A 16,281-nucleotide genomic window follows, 5' to 3' on the forward strand; every position below is an offset into this window, starting at 1 on the left:
TCTTGTTCATTAACAAGGAATATTTATGAATTATCTGGTAGCCCAAGCGTGAATTTCTCCCTGCGCCAGCTGCGCGGCTTCCTGGCTGTCGCCGAACATGCCAGCTTCACCAAGGCCGCGGCCCAACTGCATCTGACCCAGGCGGGCCTGAGCGCCATGGTGCGCGAGTTCGAACAAAGCATAGGCAGCCGCCTGTTCGAACGCAGCACCCGCGCCGTGCTGCTCACCGATGCGGGACGAACGCTGCTGCCCGTCGCCCAGCGCATGGTCGAAGAATTGGGCGGTACGCTGCGCCAACTGGCCGCCGCCAACACGCCGCAGGCGCGCGTGCTGCGCATGGGCGTCACCCCGCTCATCGCCAGCAGCATCCTGCCGCAGGTGCTGCGCGCCTGTTCCGAGGCGCAGCCGGAATGGCGCGTCGAAGTCGCCGATATGGACCGCAGCCTGATCCAGCAGGGGGTGGAAGATGGCACCCTGGACGCCGGCTTCGGCGCCTTCTTCCAGAAGACGGCCGGCCTGCGCCGCCGCAGGCTGTTCCCGGCCGAACTGGTGCTGGCCCAATCGGCCGAACATGCCGCCCGGACCCGCCGCGCACCCTTGCCCTGGCAACGCCTGGACCCCGCCAGCCTCATCGTGCTGCCTCCGGGCAACCCCATCCAGCAGCTGATAGACCGGCACGTCCCCCGCATGCCAGATACCCCGGGCATTCCGCCGCGCCGCGTCTACAGCCACCTGGAGACCATCCTGGCCATGGTCGAATCAGGCCTGGGCCAGGCCGTCGTGCCCTCGTTCGCCGCGCTGACCGGCACGCGCTGGCGCGTACAGCTCAGGGCCCTCACACCCCGCGTCGCCCTGGACTACGCCATCGTCACCCGCAGCGGTCGCCGCGACAGCGCCGGACTGACCGCCTTCGTGGATTGCCTGCGGGCGGCGGCGCAGGCGAGCGAACCATGAAAAAAGCCGCCGCCAGTTGCCTGGCGGCGGCCTTCCTGGGATACAGCGGCGGGACTTAGTCCTTGCGGCTGGTCACTTCAACCAGGTGATAACCGAACTGGGTCTTCACCGGACCCTGGACCACGCCGACCGGAGCGCTGAACACCACGGTGTCGAATTCCTTGACCATCTGGCCCGGGCCGAAGGAACCCAGGTTGCCACCATCGCGCGAGGACGGGCAGCTGGAGTTTTCCTTGGCCAGCTGAGCGAAGTCGGCACCGTTCTCGATGGCGGTCTTCAGTTCGTTAGCCTTGGCTTCGGTGGAGACGAGGATGTGACGGGCGGAGGCTTGTGCCATTTGATGGCTCCTTGCGGACTTGAATTGGGGAGGGGGAGAGTAACGCATTCAGCGGACTGGCGCTGGAATGGCTAGCGTAACTCGCGGATGATGAAGCGCTTGCGACTGTTGTGTATCCCTTCAATACAAGATGCCTGGACGCCTGTGCAACAGGCTTTTTTGTCACATATCCATGGGCCACTTTGGCCTATGGATATGCTCAAACTGCAGGCCTTTCAGGTCCAACGCCGCCGACCCCGGCGCATCCGCATAAATCACATGCCGCGCCACCTTCGAAAACGAAGCCTGGAAGTGCTGCGCGGACTTCACCACGATCAGCGCCTTTTCCTCCAGCTGGCATCCCAGCTGGGTGAATACATCCGTATCCAGCGCCTGGGCGCGCACCGTGATCAGCACGATTTCGATGCCGTCGGCCTCGATCAGGGCGGAATTTCCGACCACGGCCGGCGAGCCTGACAGCCCGGTCATGACCATGTCCGGCACCAGCGCCTTGACCGTGCACATCAGGTCCACGGGCTCTCCCGACAGCGGACTGATCTTGCCGCCGATGCGCAAGGGCAGGCGCGCGCCCACGCCGGCGCTGAAGGCGATGCGGACGGCGACGGGGTCCCACATGGGACCTATTGCCGCGTTGCGCACGCCGCGTTCGCGCAGGCGGCGCAGCAGGAAGGTGGAGTCGCCCGCGCCGCCGCCACCGGGATTGTCGGAGGCATCGGCGATGACGACGGGCGTGGCGTCATGGGCCAGCGCCAGGTCTATGGCTTCGTCGGGCTTCGGGTACGCGGGCGTCAGGACCTCGCGCATGCCGATCAGCTCGTCGGCCAGTTGCCGTGCCAACGCCTGGGCGGCCTGCGCGTCGCCGTCGGCGTAGACCAGCAGCTTGGTGCCCATGTCGGGCACGTCGCCCCAGGCGAAGCTGTGCACGACGGAGACGGAGAGGATGCCGTTCTGGCCTTCCAGCGCGGTGATGCGGTCGATATAGCTGCGGGCCGGTTCTTGCGGCGTGCGGATGGTGACGACCATTTCGCAGTCGGCGACGGCGGCCACCGGCGCGATGCGGCGTTCGACGATGGCGGCGCAGAAGTCCACCAGTTCCAGCGCCCGCTCGCGGATGTCGGTGTGGGGGTATTCCTTGTAGGCGACCAGCATGTCGGCGTTCCCGACCATCGCATCCGACAGGTGGCAATGCGGATCGAGTTCGGCGCCGACGACGACATCCGGGCCGACGATGGCGCGGATGCGCGCCAGCAGGTCGCCTTCGCAGTCTTCATAACCGTCGGCCACCATGGCGCCATGCAGGCCCAGCACCACCATGTCGACGGGCAGGGCCATGCGCAGGTCTTCCAGCAGTTCCTCGCGCAGCGTTTCGTAGGCGTGGCGGGTCGTGATGCCGCCGGGCTGGGCGCCGGCGGCCATGCCTTCGATCACGGTCCAGCCGTGTTGCGCGCCGCGCTGGCGCGCCGCCCACAGAGGTCCGCTGAAGATGGTCATCTCGGGTGGATGGGTGCCAGCGGGGTAATAGCCCCGGTCGGCGAAGTCATCCAGCGAGGTGGGCAGCGGAGCGAACGTATTGGTTTCCGTGGACAGCGAACCGGTGAAAACGCGCATGGTACGAGGGCTTAGTCCACGGTTGCGCCAGAGGCCTTGACCACTTCGGCGTACTTGGTGATTTCGGAGGCGACGTGCTTGCGCAGTTCCTCGGGCGTGCCGCCGCCGGGCGTGGCGACCATGCCGGCGAGCTTCTCCTGGGTGTCCTTCTCTTCCAGGATCGCGTTGACTTCCTTGTTCAGCTTTTCGACGATGTCCGCGGGCGTGCCGGCGGGCGCGAACAGCGCATACCAGGAGGTCATCTCGTAGCCCTTGACGCTGGCGTCGATGGTGGGGATCTCGGGCGCGAAAGGCTGGGTGTTGGCGCTGGTGACGCCCAGCGCGCGCAGCTTGCCGCCCTGGATCAGCGGCATGACGGAAGGCGCGGTGTCGAACATCACCTGGATCCGGCCGGCCATCAGGTCGGTGAGGGCGGGCGCGCTGCCCTTGTACTGGACGTGCTCCATTTCCACGCCCGTCATCATCTTGAACAGCTCGGCCGACAGGCGGGTCGACGAGCCGGCGCCGGACGAGGCGAAGAAGATGCCCTTGGGATTGGCCTTGGCGTAGCTGATGAACTCCTGCACCGTTTTCACGGGCACCGTGTTGTTCACCACCATGATGTTGGGGAAGCGGGTCAGCAGCGCGACGGGCGCGAAGTCCTTCTGGAAATCGAAGGGCAGGTCCTTGTACAGCGACACGTTGATGGTGCTGGCGTTCGAGCCCAGCAGGATGGTGTAGCCGTCGTTGGGCGAGCGCGCCACGGTGGTGGCGGCGATGTTGCTGGCGGCGCCGGGGCGGTTCTCGACCACGAAGGTCTGGCCCAGCTTCTCCGACAGGCGGCTGGCCACCAGCCGGGCCACGGCGTCGGACGAGCCGCCCGGCGCGTAGCCGACAACGACCTTGACGGGCTTGTTCGGGTAGGCGGCGTCCGGCGCGGCGAAGGCGGCCTGTTGACTGAATACGCTCAGGGTTGCGGCAGCGAGGATCGAAGCGAAGAGTTTCATGCTTTAAGGCTCGAAATGGGCGTTACCTCGCATTGCCGGCCGAGGCTGGCTAGCAGCGTTCGACCGCAACCGAGCGGATTTGAAAGTACGCGCATTATTCGCAATCGCGGCCCTGTAAATCAATGTAAGCTCAGGGGAATTTTGTTGCCAAAAAGGCAACGGTTTAAGGAAATCGTGGAAATGGGAGTGGGAATGGACGGGGGCTTGAGCGCGCGGCGCTTGCAGTACTTCTTCGAGGCGGTCACCACCGGATCGGTGCGCGGAGCGGCGGAGCGCCTGGGCGTGGAGCCGTCCATCGTCAGCCGCCAGATCCAGTTGCTGGAGACCGAGCTGGGCGTGGCGCTGCTGGAACGCAAGGGCCGCGGCATCGTGCCCACGGACATGGCCGCCATCGTGATGGACCATTGCCGCGACCGCCAGGCCAGCGAGCAGGCCCTGCGCGCCCGGCTGGACGAGGTCAACGGCCTGCAGCGCGGCGATATCCAGATCGTCGCCAGCGAGGGCTTCGTGGACCTGCTGATGAGCGGCGTGGTGGACGAGTTCTGCCGGCAGCATCCGGGCGTGCGCGTGTCCTTGAAGGTGGCGGGCGCGTCAGACGCGGTGCGCGCGGTGGTGCATGACGATGCGCACATCGGCGTGGTATTCGGCGCGCCGGCGGATCCGGGCATACGCGTGGTCCACACGCGTAACCATCCGCTGTGCGTGATCGCCTGGCCGGACCATCCGCTGGCGCGGCAGCGCAAGCGGCCGGCGCTGAAGGACGTGGCGCGTTATCCGGTGGCGCTGATGGGGCCGGGCTTCGGCCTGCGCCAGTTGATCGAGATGGCGGAGCTGTCGGAGAACATCGTGCTGTCGCCCAGCTTCATCGCCAATTCGGTGGTGACGCTGAAACGCTATGTGGAGAGCCGCCTGGGCCTGACCTTCACGTCGGCGAATTCGGTGGTGAAGGAAGTCGCAAGAGGCGAGCTGGTGGCGCTGCGCACCACCAATCCCATCTTCGAGGCGGCGCAGACGCGCCTGATCGTGCGGGCCAACCGGCCGTTGACAAGCGCGGCGCGGGGCATGCTGGAACGGATCCAGGCATCGCCGCTGTTCCTCGGCGCGAAGCCGCAGCGGGCGATGCCTGGCAAGGCGTAGCAGTCCGCTCAGCGCACCGGCCAGCCGTACATCAGGCCGCCGTCGCGATAAGAGGCGTTCAGGCCGCGCGGCAGCTTCAGCGGGCTGCTGGGGCCCAGGTTCTTCTCAAAGCTCTCGCCGTAGTTGCCGATGTTCTTGATGATGTTGTAGGCCCACTTGTCGTCCACGCCCAGGTTCTTGCCCATGCCCGGCGTCACGCCCAGCAGTCGTTGCACGTTGGGGTTGGTGCTCTTGAGCATTTCATCGACGTTCTTGGAGGTGATGCCGTATTCCTCGGCCTCCAGCATGGCGAACATGGTCCAGCGGACCACGTTGAACCATTGCTCGTCGCCCTGGCGGACCATGGGGCCCAGCGGCTCCTTGGAGAAGTTCTCCGGCAGGATGTCGTACTTTTCCGGATTCTCCAGATTGCTGCGCGCCGCGGCCAGCTGCGACTTGTCGCCGGTGAAGGCATCGCAACGGCCCACCGCGAAGGCGCGGATGATCTCGTCCAGGCGTTCGACGACCACGGGCTTGAAGGCGATGTTCTGCGAGCGGAACCAGTCGGCCAGGTTCAGTTCGGTGGTGGTGCCGGGCTGCACGCAGACCGTGGCGCCGTCCAGCTCCTTGGCGCTCTTCACGTTCAGGGACTTGTTCACCATGATGCCCTGGCTGTCGTAGTAGTTCACGCCGACGCCGATCAGGCCCAAGGTGGTGTCGCGGGTCAGCGACAGCGTGGTGTTGCGCGGCAGCACGTCGACTTCGCCGGATTGCAGGGCGGTGAAGCGCTGCAAGGCGCTGACGGCCATGATCTTGGCCTTGGACGCGTCGCCAAACATGGTGATGGCCAGCGCGCGGCACAGGTCCACGTCCAGGCCGATCCAGCCGCCCTTGCTGTCGTTCACCGAGAAGCCGGCGACGCCGGTCGACACGCCGCATTGGACGAAGCCCTTGTTCTTGACGGCATCGAAAGTCACGCCGGCATGGGCGGTCCAGGACGAAATGAATAAGGCAGTGCCTGCCGCGGCCAGTTTGAGTGCTTTCATGATGTCTCCGCGCCATCCGGCGCATGTATGGCGATCAGCCGAAGGCTGAGGTGCGGCGAATGGTAGCCATCGGCACCAGGGGGGAGAATCAGGGAATTCCCGTTAAATCCGTGGGGCGGAATTTGTCCGGTCTCCGTCCGTAAGGGCCGGGGCCGGATTGCCGGTCCAGGGGCGATCGCCCATACTGGGCAGGCGCCCGGATCGTCATGCGGCGAGGCCGGGCGCGGAATTTCTCACCACACCGATCCATGGACAAGAACCAAGAACCCTCGGAGCGAGGCCCCGCTGCCTGGCGCGGATACGCCTGGACCCGGGCGCGGCTGCTGGGCATTTGGCGCGAACTGATCCGGGTCAACGCCAGCGACCGTCCCTGGGAAATGCCCCTGGCTGCTGCCCTGTCCTCCGGGCTGCCCCTGCTGGTGGGCGCCTATTTTGGCCGCATGGACTACGGCCTGATGTCCAGCCTGGGCGGCATGGTGTTCCTGAGCCTGCCCAATTCCTCGCTGCAGCACCGCATGATGATGTTGCTGGCGGCGTCCTTCGGCATGGTGGCCTGCTATGCCGTGGGCGCGCTGACGCAGTTCTGGCCCGCGGTCATGCTGGTGGCGCTGACCTTCATCGCCATGGTGGTGAACATGGTCTGCCGTTGCTACCGGCTGGGGCCGCCGGGCAGCCTGTTCTACATCATGGCGACCGCGATCGCGGCCTACACGCCGGGGCGCGTGGAAGAAATTCCCACACGCGTCGGCATGGTGGCCCTGGGCAGCCTGGTCGCGTGCCTGGTGGCGTTTGTGTACTCCCTGCACATGACGCGGGTCGCGCCGCCACCGCCTGAAACCGCGTTGCCCAGGCCCACGTTCGATTTCGTGGTCTACGACTCCGTGATCATCGGCCTGTTCGTGGGCGTGTCCCTGCTGGTGGCTGAACTGCTGCAGTTGCCGCGCCCCTACTGGGTGCCCGTGAGCTGCCTGGCCATCATCCAGGGGGCCAGCCTGATGGCGGCCTGGAACCGCCAGCTGCACCGCATCCTGGGCACGGCCGTGGGCCTGTGCGTGGCGTGGGCCCTGCTCAGTCTGCCGCTGAACGTATGGACCCTGAGCCTGGTGATGATGGCGTTGTCGTTCGGCATAGAAACGCTGGTGGTGCGCCACTACGCCAGCGCGGTGGTGCTGATCACGCCGCTGACCATCTTCCTGGCCGAGGCGCCGCACCTGGGCCAGGGCTATCCCGCGGCCGTGATCGAGGCGCGCTTCCTGGACACGGTGGTCGGCGCCTTCATAGGCGCCGTGGGCGCGGTGCTGCTGCACAACCAGCGCATCCGGCCGCGCCTGTCGCGCTGGATGCGGGCGGTGCTGCCCAAGCGGGTGAATTGAGGATGCGCGGCCTGCTCAGGCAGGCCGCTTGGCCAGTACCACCAGGGCGATGCCCAGCAGGATCAGCGCCGAGGAGGCCATCAGGATGCCGGTCACGGGCTCGTCCAGGAACAGGGCGCCGGAACCGATGCGGATGGCGACGAAGGTGGCGGGATCGATCGCGGTCTGCTTGAGCGCGAGGCGGCACAGCAGCGAATTGCCGGCAAAGGCCAGCATGGCAAGCAGGGTGAGCGCGAACAGGCGGGGTGTCATGGCGCGGTGTTTCCCTTGGGCGAGCGTTTCGCGGATCGTGGCTGAGACCGGATGCAGCGATGGCCAAATCGTAACGCGGAGCACCCGCCTGAGGGCTGGAGCCATGCGGCGTTGCGTTTCAGCCCTCGCGCGCCTTGGTGGATGTGTTGGAATGCGAGCCTGAGTTCACGTGCTTCCACAGCGCGCCGACAGCGACGGATTGCGTTCCCGCGGCGGAGCGCACCAGCCCGAACTCGCGGAGTGTCGCCGGCGCCAGAGGCAAGGCCCGCAATTGGCGCATGTCCGCCGGCAGGGTGGACTCGGGTACTACCGCAACCCCCATGCCTTCGCGCACCAGCGCGCAGGCGCTCGCCCAGTCGCGGACCGTGACGCGGATATCGCTGAGCGCCAGCCCGGCCTTGTGGGCCAGGCTCAGGCCATTCAACGCGCAGCCGCCGGTCGCCAGAATGAACGGCTCATCGGCCAGTTCAGCCAGCGCGATGCCGCGAGATGACGCGCGTCGGCTGTACGGGTGTGCGCCGGGCAGCAGCGCCATCCAACGGTCGCGGCCCAGGATCAACGCTTGCCTTGGCGGCGCGGGGTTCATCACCACGCCCAGATCGATGGCGCCGCTGGCCAGCCAATCTTCGACCTCCTCGTCGGTGCCTTCCAGCGCCACGACCTCGATGCCTGGGTGACGCTGTCTGAAGCCGTGCAAAAGAGGAGGCAGCAGCGTCGAGATGACCGAGGGAAAGCTGCCCAGGCGGATGCGGCCCTGCCGCAGTCCCTTGCTGTCGTCGGCAAGCGCGCGGATGGACTCCAGGTGAGACAGCATCGCGCGGGCGTGATCGATGACCTGCTCGCCCAGCGCCGTTACCGTCACTTCCTTGCGGGATCGCGCGAAAACCTGAATCCCCAGCGCTGCCTCCAGCTGCGCAATGGCCTGGCTGGCGCCGGATTGGGTAATGCCCACGCGCTCGGCCGCGCGGGAGATGTTGCCGGTGTCGGCCGTCGCAACGAGCAGGCGCCAATGTCCCAGGTTCAACATAAGCTGAGCTAATGATATGAAATTCGAGCATTAATTTTACCCAGGCACGATGGCGCGAGAGACTTCCCTGCTGTTCCATCGGAGATGCCATGAAGCTCTACTACGCCCCGCACACCTGTTCGCTGTCGCCGCACATCGTCCTGCGCGAACTCGACCTGCCGTTCGAACTGGTCAGGGTGAACAACCAGACCAAGCAGACCGCGGACGGCCGCGATTTCCGCGCCATCAATCCCAAGGGCTATGTCGCCGCGCTGGAACTGGACGACGGCGATGTGCTCACTGAAGGACCTGCCATCGTCCAGTATCTGGCGGACCTGCGGCCCGGCATGCGGCTGGCGCCGCCCAACGGAACGCGCGAACGCACGCGGTTGCAGGAATGGCTCAACTTCATCACCAGCGAGATTCACGCGGGATCGGCGCCCCTGTTTCAGGCGGCTTTGCCCGAAGCTGTCAAGGCGCATTTCCGCGAACGGCTTTTTAAACGCTTCGATTATCTGGACGGCATTTTGGCCGCGGGCAGCTACTTGATGGGCCAGCAGTTCAGCGTGGCCGATGCCTATCTGTTTACCGTGCTGGGTTGGTGCAGGTTCTTCGCGATCGACCTGGATCGCTGGCCATCCCTGGCGGCATACGCTGCGCGCATCGGAGAGCGCCCTGCGGTGCAGGCCGCGCTGCGCGCGGAGGCGCAGGGTTGAACGTCATACGGTCACGGCAATGGATGCATTAGGCTTGCTGGCGCGTGGCCGCCAGCACGATTTCACGCACGCACACCCCGTCCGGCTGTGCATAGGCGTAGTGGATGGCGTTGGCCACGTCCTCGGCGGCTAGCACCTTGCCGCCCATCTCGGCCTTCCAGGCTTCGTAGCCCGTCTTGATGTCCGCGTCGGTGGTATGGCCCAGCAGCTCGGTTTCCACGGCGCCTGGCGCGATGGTAGTCACGCGCACGTTGTGCGCCGACAATTCCTCGCGCAGGTTTTCCGACAGGCCGTGCACGGCGAACTTTGTCCCCACGTAGGCCACATGATTGGGGAAGGTCTTGCGCCCGGCTACCGAGCTGATGTTGATGATGCTGCCGCGCTTGCGCTGGACCATGCCCGCGGCGACCGCATGCACGCCGTTCAGCACGCCTTTGACGTTCACGTCCAGCATCCTGTCCCATTGATCCGGGTCCTGGCGCGTGATGTCGCCCAATAGCATGACGCCCGCATTGTTGATGAGCGCATCGGCCGGACCGAAGCGCGCCTCGCCCTTCTGCACAGCAGCGGCCAGCGCGGCGCGGTCGGTCACGTCGACGGATAGCGCGAGGGTGTCGGGCAGGGTCAGCGCCTGCATTTGTTCCAGCCGGCGGGCCAGTAGCAGCAACGGGTGGCCATGGGCCGAGAACAGGCGGGCGGCGGCCAGGCCTATGCCGGAACTGGCGCCCGTAATGATGACGAGAGGCTTTTTCGAGGTGGACATGGCGGACTCCTGGTATCGGTTTTATGTATGCTTGAGTGTTGGGAATCATTCTATTCCTGGGGATTTCCCCTGAGAAATGGTTTATTCCTTTGGAAGAAATCGGAAAATCTTATGGATAGCCGCCAACTCAAGGCCTTTGTCGCAGTCTTCGAAGAGCGCAACATCACGGCCGCCGCGCGTCGCCTGCACCTGAGCCAGCCCGCTCTGTCCGGCACGATCAAGAGCCTGGAGGACTTGCTGGGCACGCAATTGTTCGCGCGGCAGGCGCGGGGCGTGGCCGTGACGGAGGACGCCCGTATCCTGTATCCCCAGGCGCGCCGCATCCTGTCGCAAACCGACTCGATGACGCATCAGTTCCGCCATGGTTCGTCTGTGTCGCGCATCGAAATCGGCGTGGAGGCGGATATTGCGAGACAGGACATTGCCGCCTTCATGCGCGCGGCGCGGGAGGTCGTGCCGACGCTTTTCGTGAGTCTGCTTGAGGGGTGCCATGGCGATGCCCGGCTGGCGACCGAAGACGAGCGCTGCGAGGACGAGCTGTTCCTGCCGTTGTCCGTCGATCCCTACGTGCTGGCCAGACCGGCAGGCAGCCGCGCCGACGCCGCGTTGCCGTGGATCGTGTGTCCGGATCATCCGACGCATCAGCGTCTGCTTCCCTACTATGGCGCCGGGGCAAACACGCCGGCCGCGCACGCAGGATCGTTGCGCTTGGCATTGGCATTGACCGCAGCCGGCGCAGGCATTTGCGTGGCGCCGGATTCCCTCGCTCGCAGTCAGGCCGGCGTGGAGACCAGATCGCTGGAAGGGCTGGAGATGTCGCGGCGCATCGGGCTTTGCTATGCGGTGCAAGCGCTGGACAAGTCCGCCGTGGCAACACTGGTGGAGCGGTTTCGGGATCATGCGCTCCAGGCCACGCACGCGACATGAAAAAAGCCGGCCGACGCAACCGAGCGTCGCGGAAAGAAGGGCGCAGGACTGCAACTTCACTTGTTAAGTTGTAGTCTTGCGCCTTTCGCCAATAAACGTGGCCGCGCAGCGGCCGATAAGGGAGGAGATAACTATGACGTTGCTATCCGGCGCCAAGCTGGGCAGGACGGTACTGGGGCTGACGTTGGCCGCCGCGGCGCTTGCCGCATCGGTCTCCAATGCCTACGCGGACGACTATCCCACGCAGCCGATCAAGCTGATCGTGCCCTTTGCCGCCGGAGGCGGCAATGACGGTATCGCGCGTCTCTTGGGGCAGCTGCTGTCCGATGGCCTGAAGCAACCCGTGGTGGTGGAGAACCGGCCCGGTGCGGGCGGCAAGCTCGGGGTGGAGCAGGGCCTGAGGTCGGCGCCCGATGGCTACACCCTGACCTTGATTTCCAACAGCTATTCGGTCAACCCCAGCCTGTACAAGCTGCCGTTCGATCCCGTGGAGGACATGACGCCGATAGGCATGATCGCGCGCGCGCCGTTCTTTGTGTCGGTCAATCCCAATGTGCCGGCGGACAGCCTGGGCGATCTGGTGGCCTTGGCCAAGAAGAAACCAGGCGGGCTGACCTATGCCTCGTCCGGCACGGGCGGGATTTCGCATCTGGCGATGGAGGCCTTCCTGAAGACGGCCGGCATTTCCATGATCCACGTGCCCTACAAGGGGTCCGCGCCGGCCTTGACGGACACCGTCTCAGGCCAGGTCAACGTCATGCTGACCACCGCGGGCTCGACCCTGCCTTACCGCGAGGACAAGCGCCTGAAGGTATTGGCCGTGACCTTGCCGCAGCGCGTTTCCTCGGCGCCGGACATCCCGACGGTGCGCGAGGCCGGCGTGCCATACGACGTGACGGTGTGGTACGGCATCATCGCGCCCAAGGGCGTGCCGCCGCAGGTACAGGCCAAGCTCAACGCCGCGATCAACGCGGCCGTCGTGATGCCCGAGATGGCCGACCGTCTCAAGGCCACCGGGGAAGAGGCCGCGCCGGGCAGTCCGCAGGACTTTCGCGATCAGATCGTGAAGGAGATATCGCTGTGGGGCGATGTGGTGCGCGAGGCGGGCGTGACGGTGAATTGATCTGCTTTGCCGCGTGCGTGGATCTGGTGGTGTGCGGTCACGGACGCAAGGCAGGCATCCGTTCAAGTCGGCGTTGGTTGACGGACGCTTGAAGCGAGGTTTGGCCGGAACATGAAAAAAGCCGTTGACGGTAAACGTCAACGGCTTTTTGAATTCTGGTGCCCGGGGCCGGAATTCAAACTCCCTCCTGCGGCACCATCTTTTCCCTTATAAATCAAGGGAAATCAAGACCTTAGCAGTATCTGAGGGTGTTTGCGTGTGGTAATCTTTGGGGTTACCAGACGTGAGAGCTACCTTCGGCATTATCCAAGTGACAGTACCGTATACGTACCAGCGCGGGGGCACGATCTACTATCAGCGGGGCATCCCCGATGACCTCCAGGACCGCTACGGCGCGAAGCGGATCAAAGTCAATCTTGGTACTTCAGACATTCGGGTCGCGGCTAAGCGCGTCGAGGCTCTCAATCGAGAGGTCGAGGCCGAGTGGACCCTCCTCAGGGCCAGTCCGGAATCATCCCCTAAGGCGCTCAAGAAGCACGCTGAGGAGCTTCTCAAGAAGTGGGGCCTATCGCCCGCACCGACTCCGAATAACCCGGACGCGGTTGACCTCTTCCATGACCATTTGGAGCGGAAGCGCGAAGCCTACGCGGGAGACGATGAGGTAGCGTACCGGGAGGCTACGGGGGATGAGTATCTCAACCCGGTTGAAATCAAGGCCGCGCAACTCCTCGCGGGGACCATCAAGCCGCTCCTCAGCGATGCCCTAGAGCTTTACCTCGCGGTCCACCCGAAGCGCGACGATGAGAAGTTCGTCACGTACACCAAGCGCGCGTTCGACACGCTTACCAGTGCTATCGGAGACAAGGCGATTGAGGACCTCTCGCGAGAGGATGCGCACAAGTACGTAGCGGCTCAGACCAAGAGTGGAGCGAAGACCACCACCATTCGGCGGCGCTTGAATGTGGCACGGGTTGTTGTCGAGACGTGGTTTCGCGAGAAGGACATCAACCGCAAGAATCCATTTGCGCAGGTCCCGATTGCAGCCGAAGGGGCGGACGCTAAGAAGCGCGAGACATTCACCACCGAGGAACTCAGGACGCTAATCGCTGAGTGTAGGGCGAAGGATGATGATGTCCGTTGGCTCGTCGCCATCCTGGCAGACACGGGCGCACGGTTGGCAGAGGTTGCGGGCCTTGCCCTTGATGACATCGTTCTTGATGCGGAGACTCCACACATTGTCATTGAGGCCAGACCGTGGAGGGGCATCAAGAACACCGATAGTGCCCGCTCAGTGCCACTGGTAGGGGCCGCTTTATGGGCAGCACAGCGGGTCAAGGAAGAGGCCGCTGAAGGACAGCGTTTTGCTTTCCCGAGGTACACCAGCGCGGAAGAAACCAAGGCGGTTCACGCATCCGCGACGATTGCAAAGTGGATACGTAGCCTGAAACTGGATCACACCGCGCATGAGCTACGGCACACTATGGCGGATCGATTGAGGGATGTTCAGTGTCCCGAAGACATCCGCTTTGCTATCGGCGGATGGGCCTCGAAGGGTATTGGCTCGAAGTACGGCAAGGGCTACACGCTGCGAGTTATGGCGGAGTGGCTAAGCAAGGTGGTTGTGGATTGATTAGGAGGTCGAAATGACCGTCATTCTTCCCTGTGAGCGATGCGCGGGTACAGGTTACCTCACCGCTCAGCCTGATGATTCTCAACACAACGCACGCTGTCCGGCGTGCAACGGGAGAGGCTATATGGAAAGCACAGAGACACCTCCTCCCGATATTGGGACGCCTAAGGAGGTTCAAGCTAAAGTCAGCGCGCAGGTGCCTTCACGGCATTAACGAGCCACGACCTGTAGCCGTCCAACCCCTTGTCACCACCGTAACGAATAATGCCTCTAGTGAGAGAATCCAGGACGAAGGCAATATGCTGCGTGAAGAATACGAGCCACTGAACATCATTGGCAGGCTCCGGCCTCCCGGAGGCGGCACGCCATGGGCCGAAGCATGTTTTGATCGGCTCAATATCGGACGGCTCTATTTGCGCTTTCAGGTCGTGCGCAATCTTGTTTCGGAGACTATTGAGTGCGACCACCCCCGACCCGTGCAATTCAAGCAGACTCGCGGGGGGAATCCGCTTTATCTCCCACTTCTTGGCAAATCCCATCCGCTTTTTTTGTTTTGCTGTGAGGCCAGGATTAGCGACGGTCAAGTACCGATCCAAGAAGTGGTCAAGGATGAGGTGCGATAGCAAGACCTGCCCAATTAGGTCCCGATCCTTTTCAAGGTAGTTCAGGTACTCGCTATTGAACGCCGCTACTGCCTGTTCGTGATGGTGCGCATCCTCCAGCATGGTCCGGACGAATGCGGAGTTTAGGAAAGGCTTTGTTGATTCTTCAGATTCCATTTGTCGGCAAGCGAATCTCAGTGACGCAAAAATTTGAAAGCCCGACTCGATCCATGCCTTAGGACGGTTCCCCCCGTGGGGTGGTGGTCCCGGTGACCGAGATGCCACCAAGGAAAAGATCGCGCAAATCGGTAGGCATTGCACGGCGCGCCGTAGGTGTGCATAGCATTAGCCTAGCCGCTACATCTTGAATCCTCTGGGTCAAGTTTTGCAGTTCCTCCAGTTGAACCGGCTGGCTCTTTGGTGGCTGACCCATCTTGCCCTTTACCAGATTCGATATTCCGAGTCCGTTGTCTCCGGCTCCCCACTGCCAGTGAGCAAACTTGTTTCGTTGTTCGGTCAGTTGCCTAAGCTCCCTAAGTGCGGCCTTGAGAGTGGCATCGGCCTCAGCGTCATCAGACACCCTCAAGTCCAACAATTGCTCCGTAATGGCGGGCATGTCGGATACCTTGATCTTGCCGACATTAATGATGACGCGCGCCTGAGCCTCCTCCAGCCCGCAACAGTCCAAGAACACAGAAAAGACCACGGCCTCAGCCAGCGAATGCGCAGCAATCATTTGTCCGAGTTGCTGGGCATATTCGGGGGTTATGGCGTTGAAATGAGATGTCGTCATGGTTGTTGTCCCGCAGCTAGTTATGTTTTTAGCGAGATTATGCCGGCTAACGGCGGGTGGAGGGCCAAACGGTAATCCCGCTACGTGTCCTAAAGGGATCACTTACGTACACTCCGTTCAATGCATGTACGAAACTGAGGGTTGCATTGTTCCGTACACGTTGTATTATTCGTACATCCCTTTCGTACATAAGCGGCACAGCCGCCAAGAGAGCCCATCATGTCCCGTGTCTTCGCCTACTGCCGCGTGTCCACCGCTGACCAGACCACAGACAACCAAGTCCGAGAGATTGAGGCGGCAGGCTTTGCCCTCACTCCGCGCCGCACAGTCACCGAGCATATCTCCGGGTCTGTGTCCGCAATGGAGCGGCCCAAGTTCAAAGCCCTCAGCGAGAAGCTGGAGGATGGCGATGTCCTGGTGGTGACCAAGCTAGACAGGCTGGGGCGCAATGCGATGGATGTACGCTCTACGGTGGAGGCCCTTGCTACTGAAGGCGTCCGGGTTCATTGCCTTGCCCTCGGTGGCGTAGACCTCACCAGCGCAGCGGGGCGCATGACAATGCAGGTCCTCGCAGCAGTGGCGGAGTTTGAGCGGGACCTCCTGATTGAACGGACCAATGCCGGTATCAAGCGGGCCAAGGCGGACGGAAAGACGTTTGGCAGGCCCCCAGCGTTGACCCCGGAGCGGCAGCAGGAAGTGCGCCAGAAGTTGGCCGAGGGTGTCCCTGTGGCGCAACTGGCGCGGGACTACAAGACGACCCGGCAGACCATCATGCGGGTCCGGGAAAGGTCGGCTTGACGGGGCAAAACGTGTCTCCGCAACGCTTTGATTTATTTGATTATTTTTCATGGTGGCACAATAGGAAGGAGCCGCTTTATCCCGCCACACTAGGAAAGAGCGGCTTTATCTGCCAGGGCGCAATTGTCATCCCGGCACAATAGGACAGAGAACTCGCAGGTCTTGTCCATGATGGAATGGTTGCGGTGGCTATTCGGAGAGGCTTAGCCGTGGCGACCTGAAAGTGGTCCGCAGGGGGAAACCCTGTGGGC

16 protein-coding genes and 1 pseudogene are annotated in these 16,281 nt (G+C 63.5%); 8 read left to right on the forward strand and 9 right to left on the reverse strand.

The window, feature by feature from the left end; genetic code table 11:
- Window positions 1–48: 48 nt before the first annotated feature.
- Entirely contained in the window at window positions 49–954 is a 906-nt protein-coding gene (locus HWY37_RS01830) for a LysR family transcriptional regulator (RefSeq protein ID WP_176087720.1), read from the forward strand.
- A gap of 55 nt (window positions 955–1,009) precedes the next feature.
- On the opposite strand, the gene HWY37_RS01835 is transcribed toward HWY37_RS01830, so the two are convergent.
- The 3 genes from HWY37_RS01835 to HWY37_RS01845 all read right to left on the reverse strand — a co-directional run bounded on the left by HWY37_RS01835 (window position 1,010) and on the right by HWY37_RS01845 (window position 3,885).
- Entirely contained in the window at window positions 1,010–1,291 is a 282-nt protein-coding gene (locus tag HWY37_RS01835) for a peptidylprolyl isomerase (protein ID WP_173145302.1), read from the reverse strand.
- Window positions 1,292–1,453: 162 nt separating this feature from the next.
- Entirely contained in the window at window positions 1,454–2,899 is a 1,446-nt protein-coding gene (locus HWY37_RS01840) for a M81 family metallopeptidase (protein WP_176087721.1), read from the reverse strand.
- An 11-nt stretch (window positions 2,900–2,910) separates the two neighbouring features.
- Window positions 2,911–3,885, reverse strand: coding sequence for a tripartite tricarboxylate transporter substrate binding protein (locus tag HWY37_RS01845; protein ID WP_175207146.1), 975 nt, complete (start codon window positions 3,883–3,885; stop codon window positions 2,911–2,913).
- A gap of 180 nt (window positions 3,886–4,065) precedes the next feature.
- Between HWY37_RS01845 and HWY37_RS01850 the strand changes: the two genes are divergently transcribed.
- Window positions 4,066–5,022 carry a LysR family transcriptional regulator gene (locus HWY37_RS01850; protein ID WP_246302160.1) on the forward strand — a complete coding sequence of 319 codons (957 nt, stop codon included), beginning with the start codon at window positions 4,066–4,068 and terminating at the stop codon, window positions 5,020–5,022.
- Between the two features lie 8 nt (window positions 5,023–5,030).
- Here the strand turns inward: HWY37_RS01850 and HWY37_RS01855 are convergent, their stop codons facing one another.
- On the reverse strand, window positions 5,031–6,047 hold the full coding sequence (locus tag HWY37_RS01855; protein WP_176087722.1) for an amino acid ABC transporter substrate-binding protein: 1,017 nt from the start codon (window positions 6,045–6,047) through the stop codon (window positions 5,031–5,033).
- A gap of 248 nt (window positions 6,048–6,295) precedes the next feature.
- On the opposite strand from HWY37_RS01855, the gene HWY37_RS01860 reads away from it, so the two are divergent.
- Window positions 6,296–7,420, forward strand: coding sequence for an FUSC family protein (locus HWY37_RS01860; RefSeq protein ID WP_176087723.1), 1,125 nt, complete (start codon window positions 6,296–6,298; stop codon window positions 7,418–7,420).
- 105 nt (window positions 7,421–7,525) lie between these two features.
- Here the strand turns inward: HWY37_RS01860 and HWY37_RS01865 are convergent.
- Both HWY37_RS01865 and HWY37_RS01870 read right to left on the reverse strand, forming a co-directional pair.
- Window positions 7,526–7,672 (reverse strand): annotated as a pseudogene (locus HWY37_RS01865) (EamA family transporter); the annotation flags it as partial.
- 118 nt (window positions 7,673–7,790) lie between these two features.
- On the reverse strand, window positions 7,791–8,699 hold the full coding sequence (locus HWY37_RS01870; RefSeq protein ID WP_176087724.1) for a LysR family transcriptional regulator: 909 nt from the start codon (window positions 8,697–8,699) through the stop codon (window positions 7,791–7,793).
- Window positions 8,700–8,788: 89 nt separating this feature from the next.
- Between HWY37_RS01870 and gstA the strand changes: the two genes are divergently transcribed.
- Entirely contained in the window at window positions 8,789–9,394 is a 606-nt protein-coding gene (gstA, locus tag HWY37_RS01875) for a glutathione transferase GstA (protein ID WP_176087725.1), read from the forward strand.
- A gap of 28 nt (window positions 9,395–9,422) precedes the next feature.
- Here the strand turns inward: gstA and HWY37_RS01880 are convergent, their stop codons facing one another.
- Window positions 9,423–10,157, reverse strand: coding sequence for an SDR family oxidoreductase (locus tag HWY37_RS01880; RefSeq protein ID WP_176087726.1), 735 nt, complete (start codon window positions 10,155–10,157; stop codon window positions 9,423–9,425).
- Between the two features lie 111 nt (window positions 10,158–10,268).
- Here HWY37_RS01880 and HWY37_RS01885 point away from each other — a divergent pair, with 111 nt between their 5' ends.
- The 3 genes from HWY37_RS01885 to HWY37_RS01895 all read left to right on the forward strand — a co-directional run bounded on the left by HWY37_RS01885 (window position 10,269) and on the right by HWY37_RS01895 (window position 13,837).
- Entirely contained in the window at window positions 10,269–11,084 is an 816-nt protein-coding gene (locus tag HWY37_RS01885; RefSeq protein ID WP_176087727.1) for a LysR family transcriptional regulator, read from the forward strand.
- A 133-nt stretch (window positions 11,085–11,217) separates the two neighbouring features.
- Window positions 11,218–12,207: a tripartite tricarboxylate transporter substrate binding protein gene (locus HWY37_RS01890; RefSeq protein ID WP_176087728.1), complete on the forward strand. Its 990-nt coding sequence runs from the start codon at window positions 11,218–11,220 to the stop codon at window positions 12,205–12,207.
- A gap of 283 nt (window positions 12,208–12,490) precedes the next feature.
- Window positions 12,491–13,837, forward strand: coding sequence for a DUF6538 domain-containing protein (locus tag HWY37_RS01895; protein WP_176087729.1), 1,347 nt, complete (start codon window positions 12,491–12,493; stop codon window positions 13,835–13,837).
- Window positions 13,838–14,022: 185 nt separating this feature from the next.
- Here HWY37_RS01895 and HWY37_RS01900 read toward each other — a convergent pair whose 3' ends face one another.
- The gene (locus tag HWY37_RS01900; RefSeq protein ID WP_176087730.1) at window positions 14,023–14,616 is read right to left on the reverse strand and encodes a hypothetical protein; all 594 of its coding nucleotides are present in this window, start codon (window positions 14,614–14,616) and stop codon (window positions 14,023–14,025) included.
- Between the two features lie 58 nt (window positions 14,617–14,674).
- Window positions 14,675–15,232, reverse strand: a complete 558-nt coding sequence (locus HWY37_RS01905; protein ID WP_176087731.1) for a hypothetical protein — start codon at window positions 15,230–15,232, stop codon at window positions 14,675–14,677.
- A gap of 219 nt (window positions 15,233–15,451) precedes the next feature.
- Here HWY37_RS01905 and HWY37_RS01910 point away from each other — a divergent pair, with 219 nt between their 5' ends.
- Window positions 15,452–16,030 carry a recombinase family protein gene (locus HWY37_RS01910; RefSeq protein WP_176087732.1) on the forward strand — a complete coding sequence of 193 codons (579 nt, stop codon included), beginning with the start codon at window positions 15,452–15,454 and terminating at the stop codon, window positions 16,028–16,030.
- The last annotated feature ends 251 nt before the right edge of the window (window positions 16,031–16,281 follow it).

This window comes from Achromobacter anxifer (assembly GCF_903652925.1).
Taxonomy (GTDB): domain Bacteria; phylum Pseudomonadota; class Gammaproteobacteria; order Burkholderiales; family Burkholderiaceae_B; genus Achromobacter; species Achromobacter anxifer.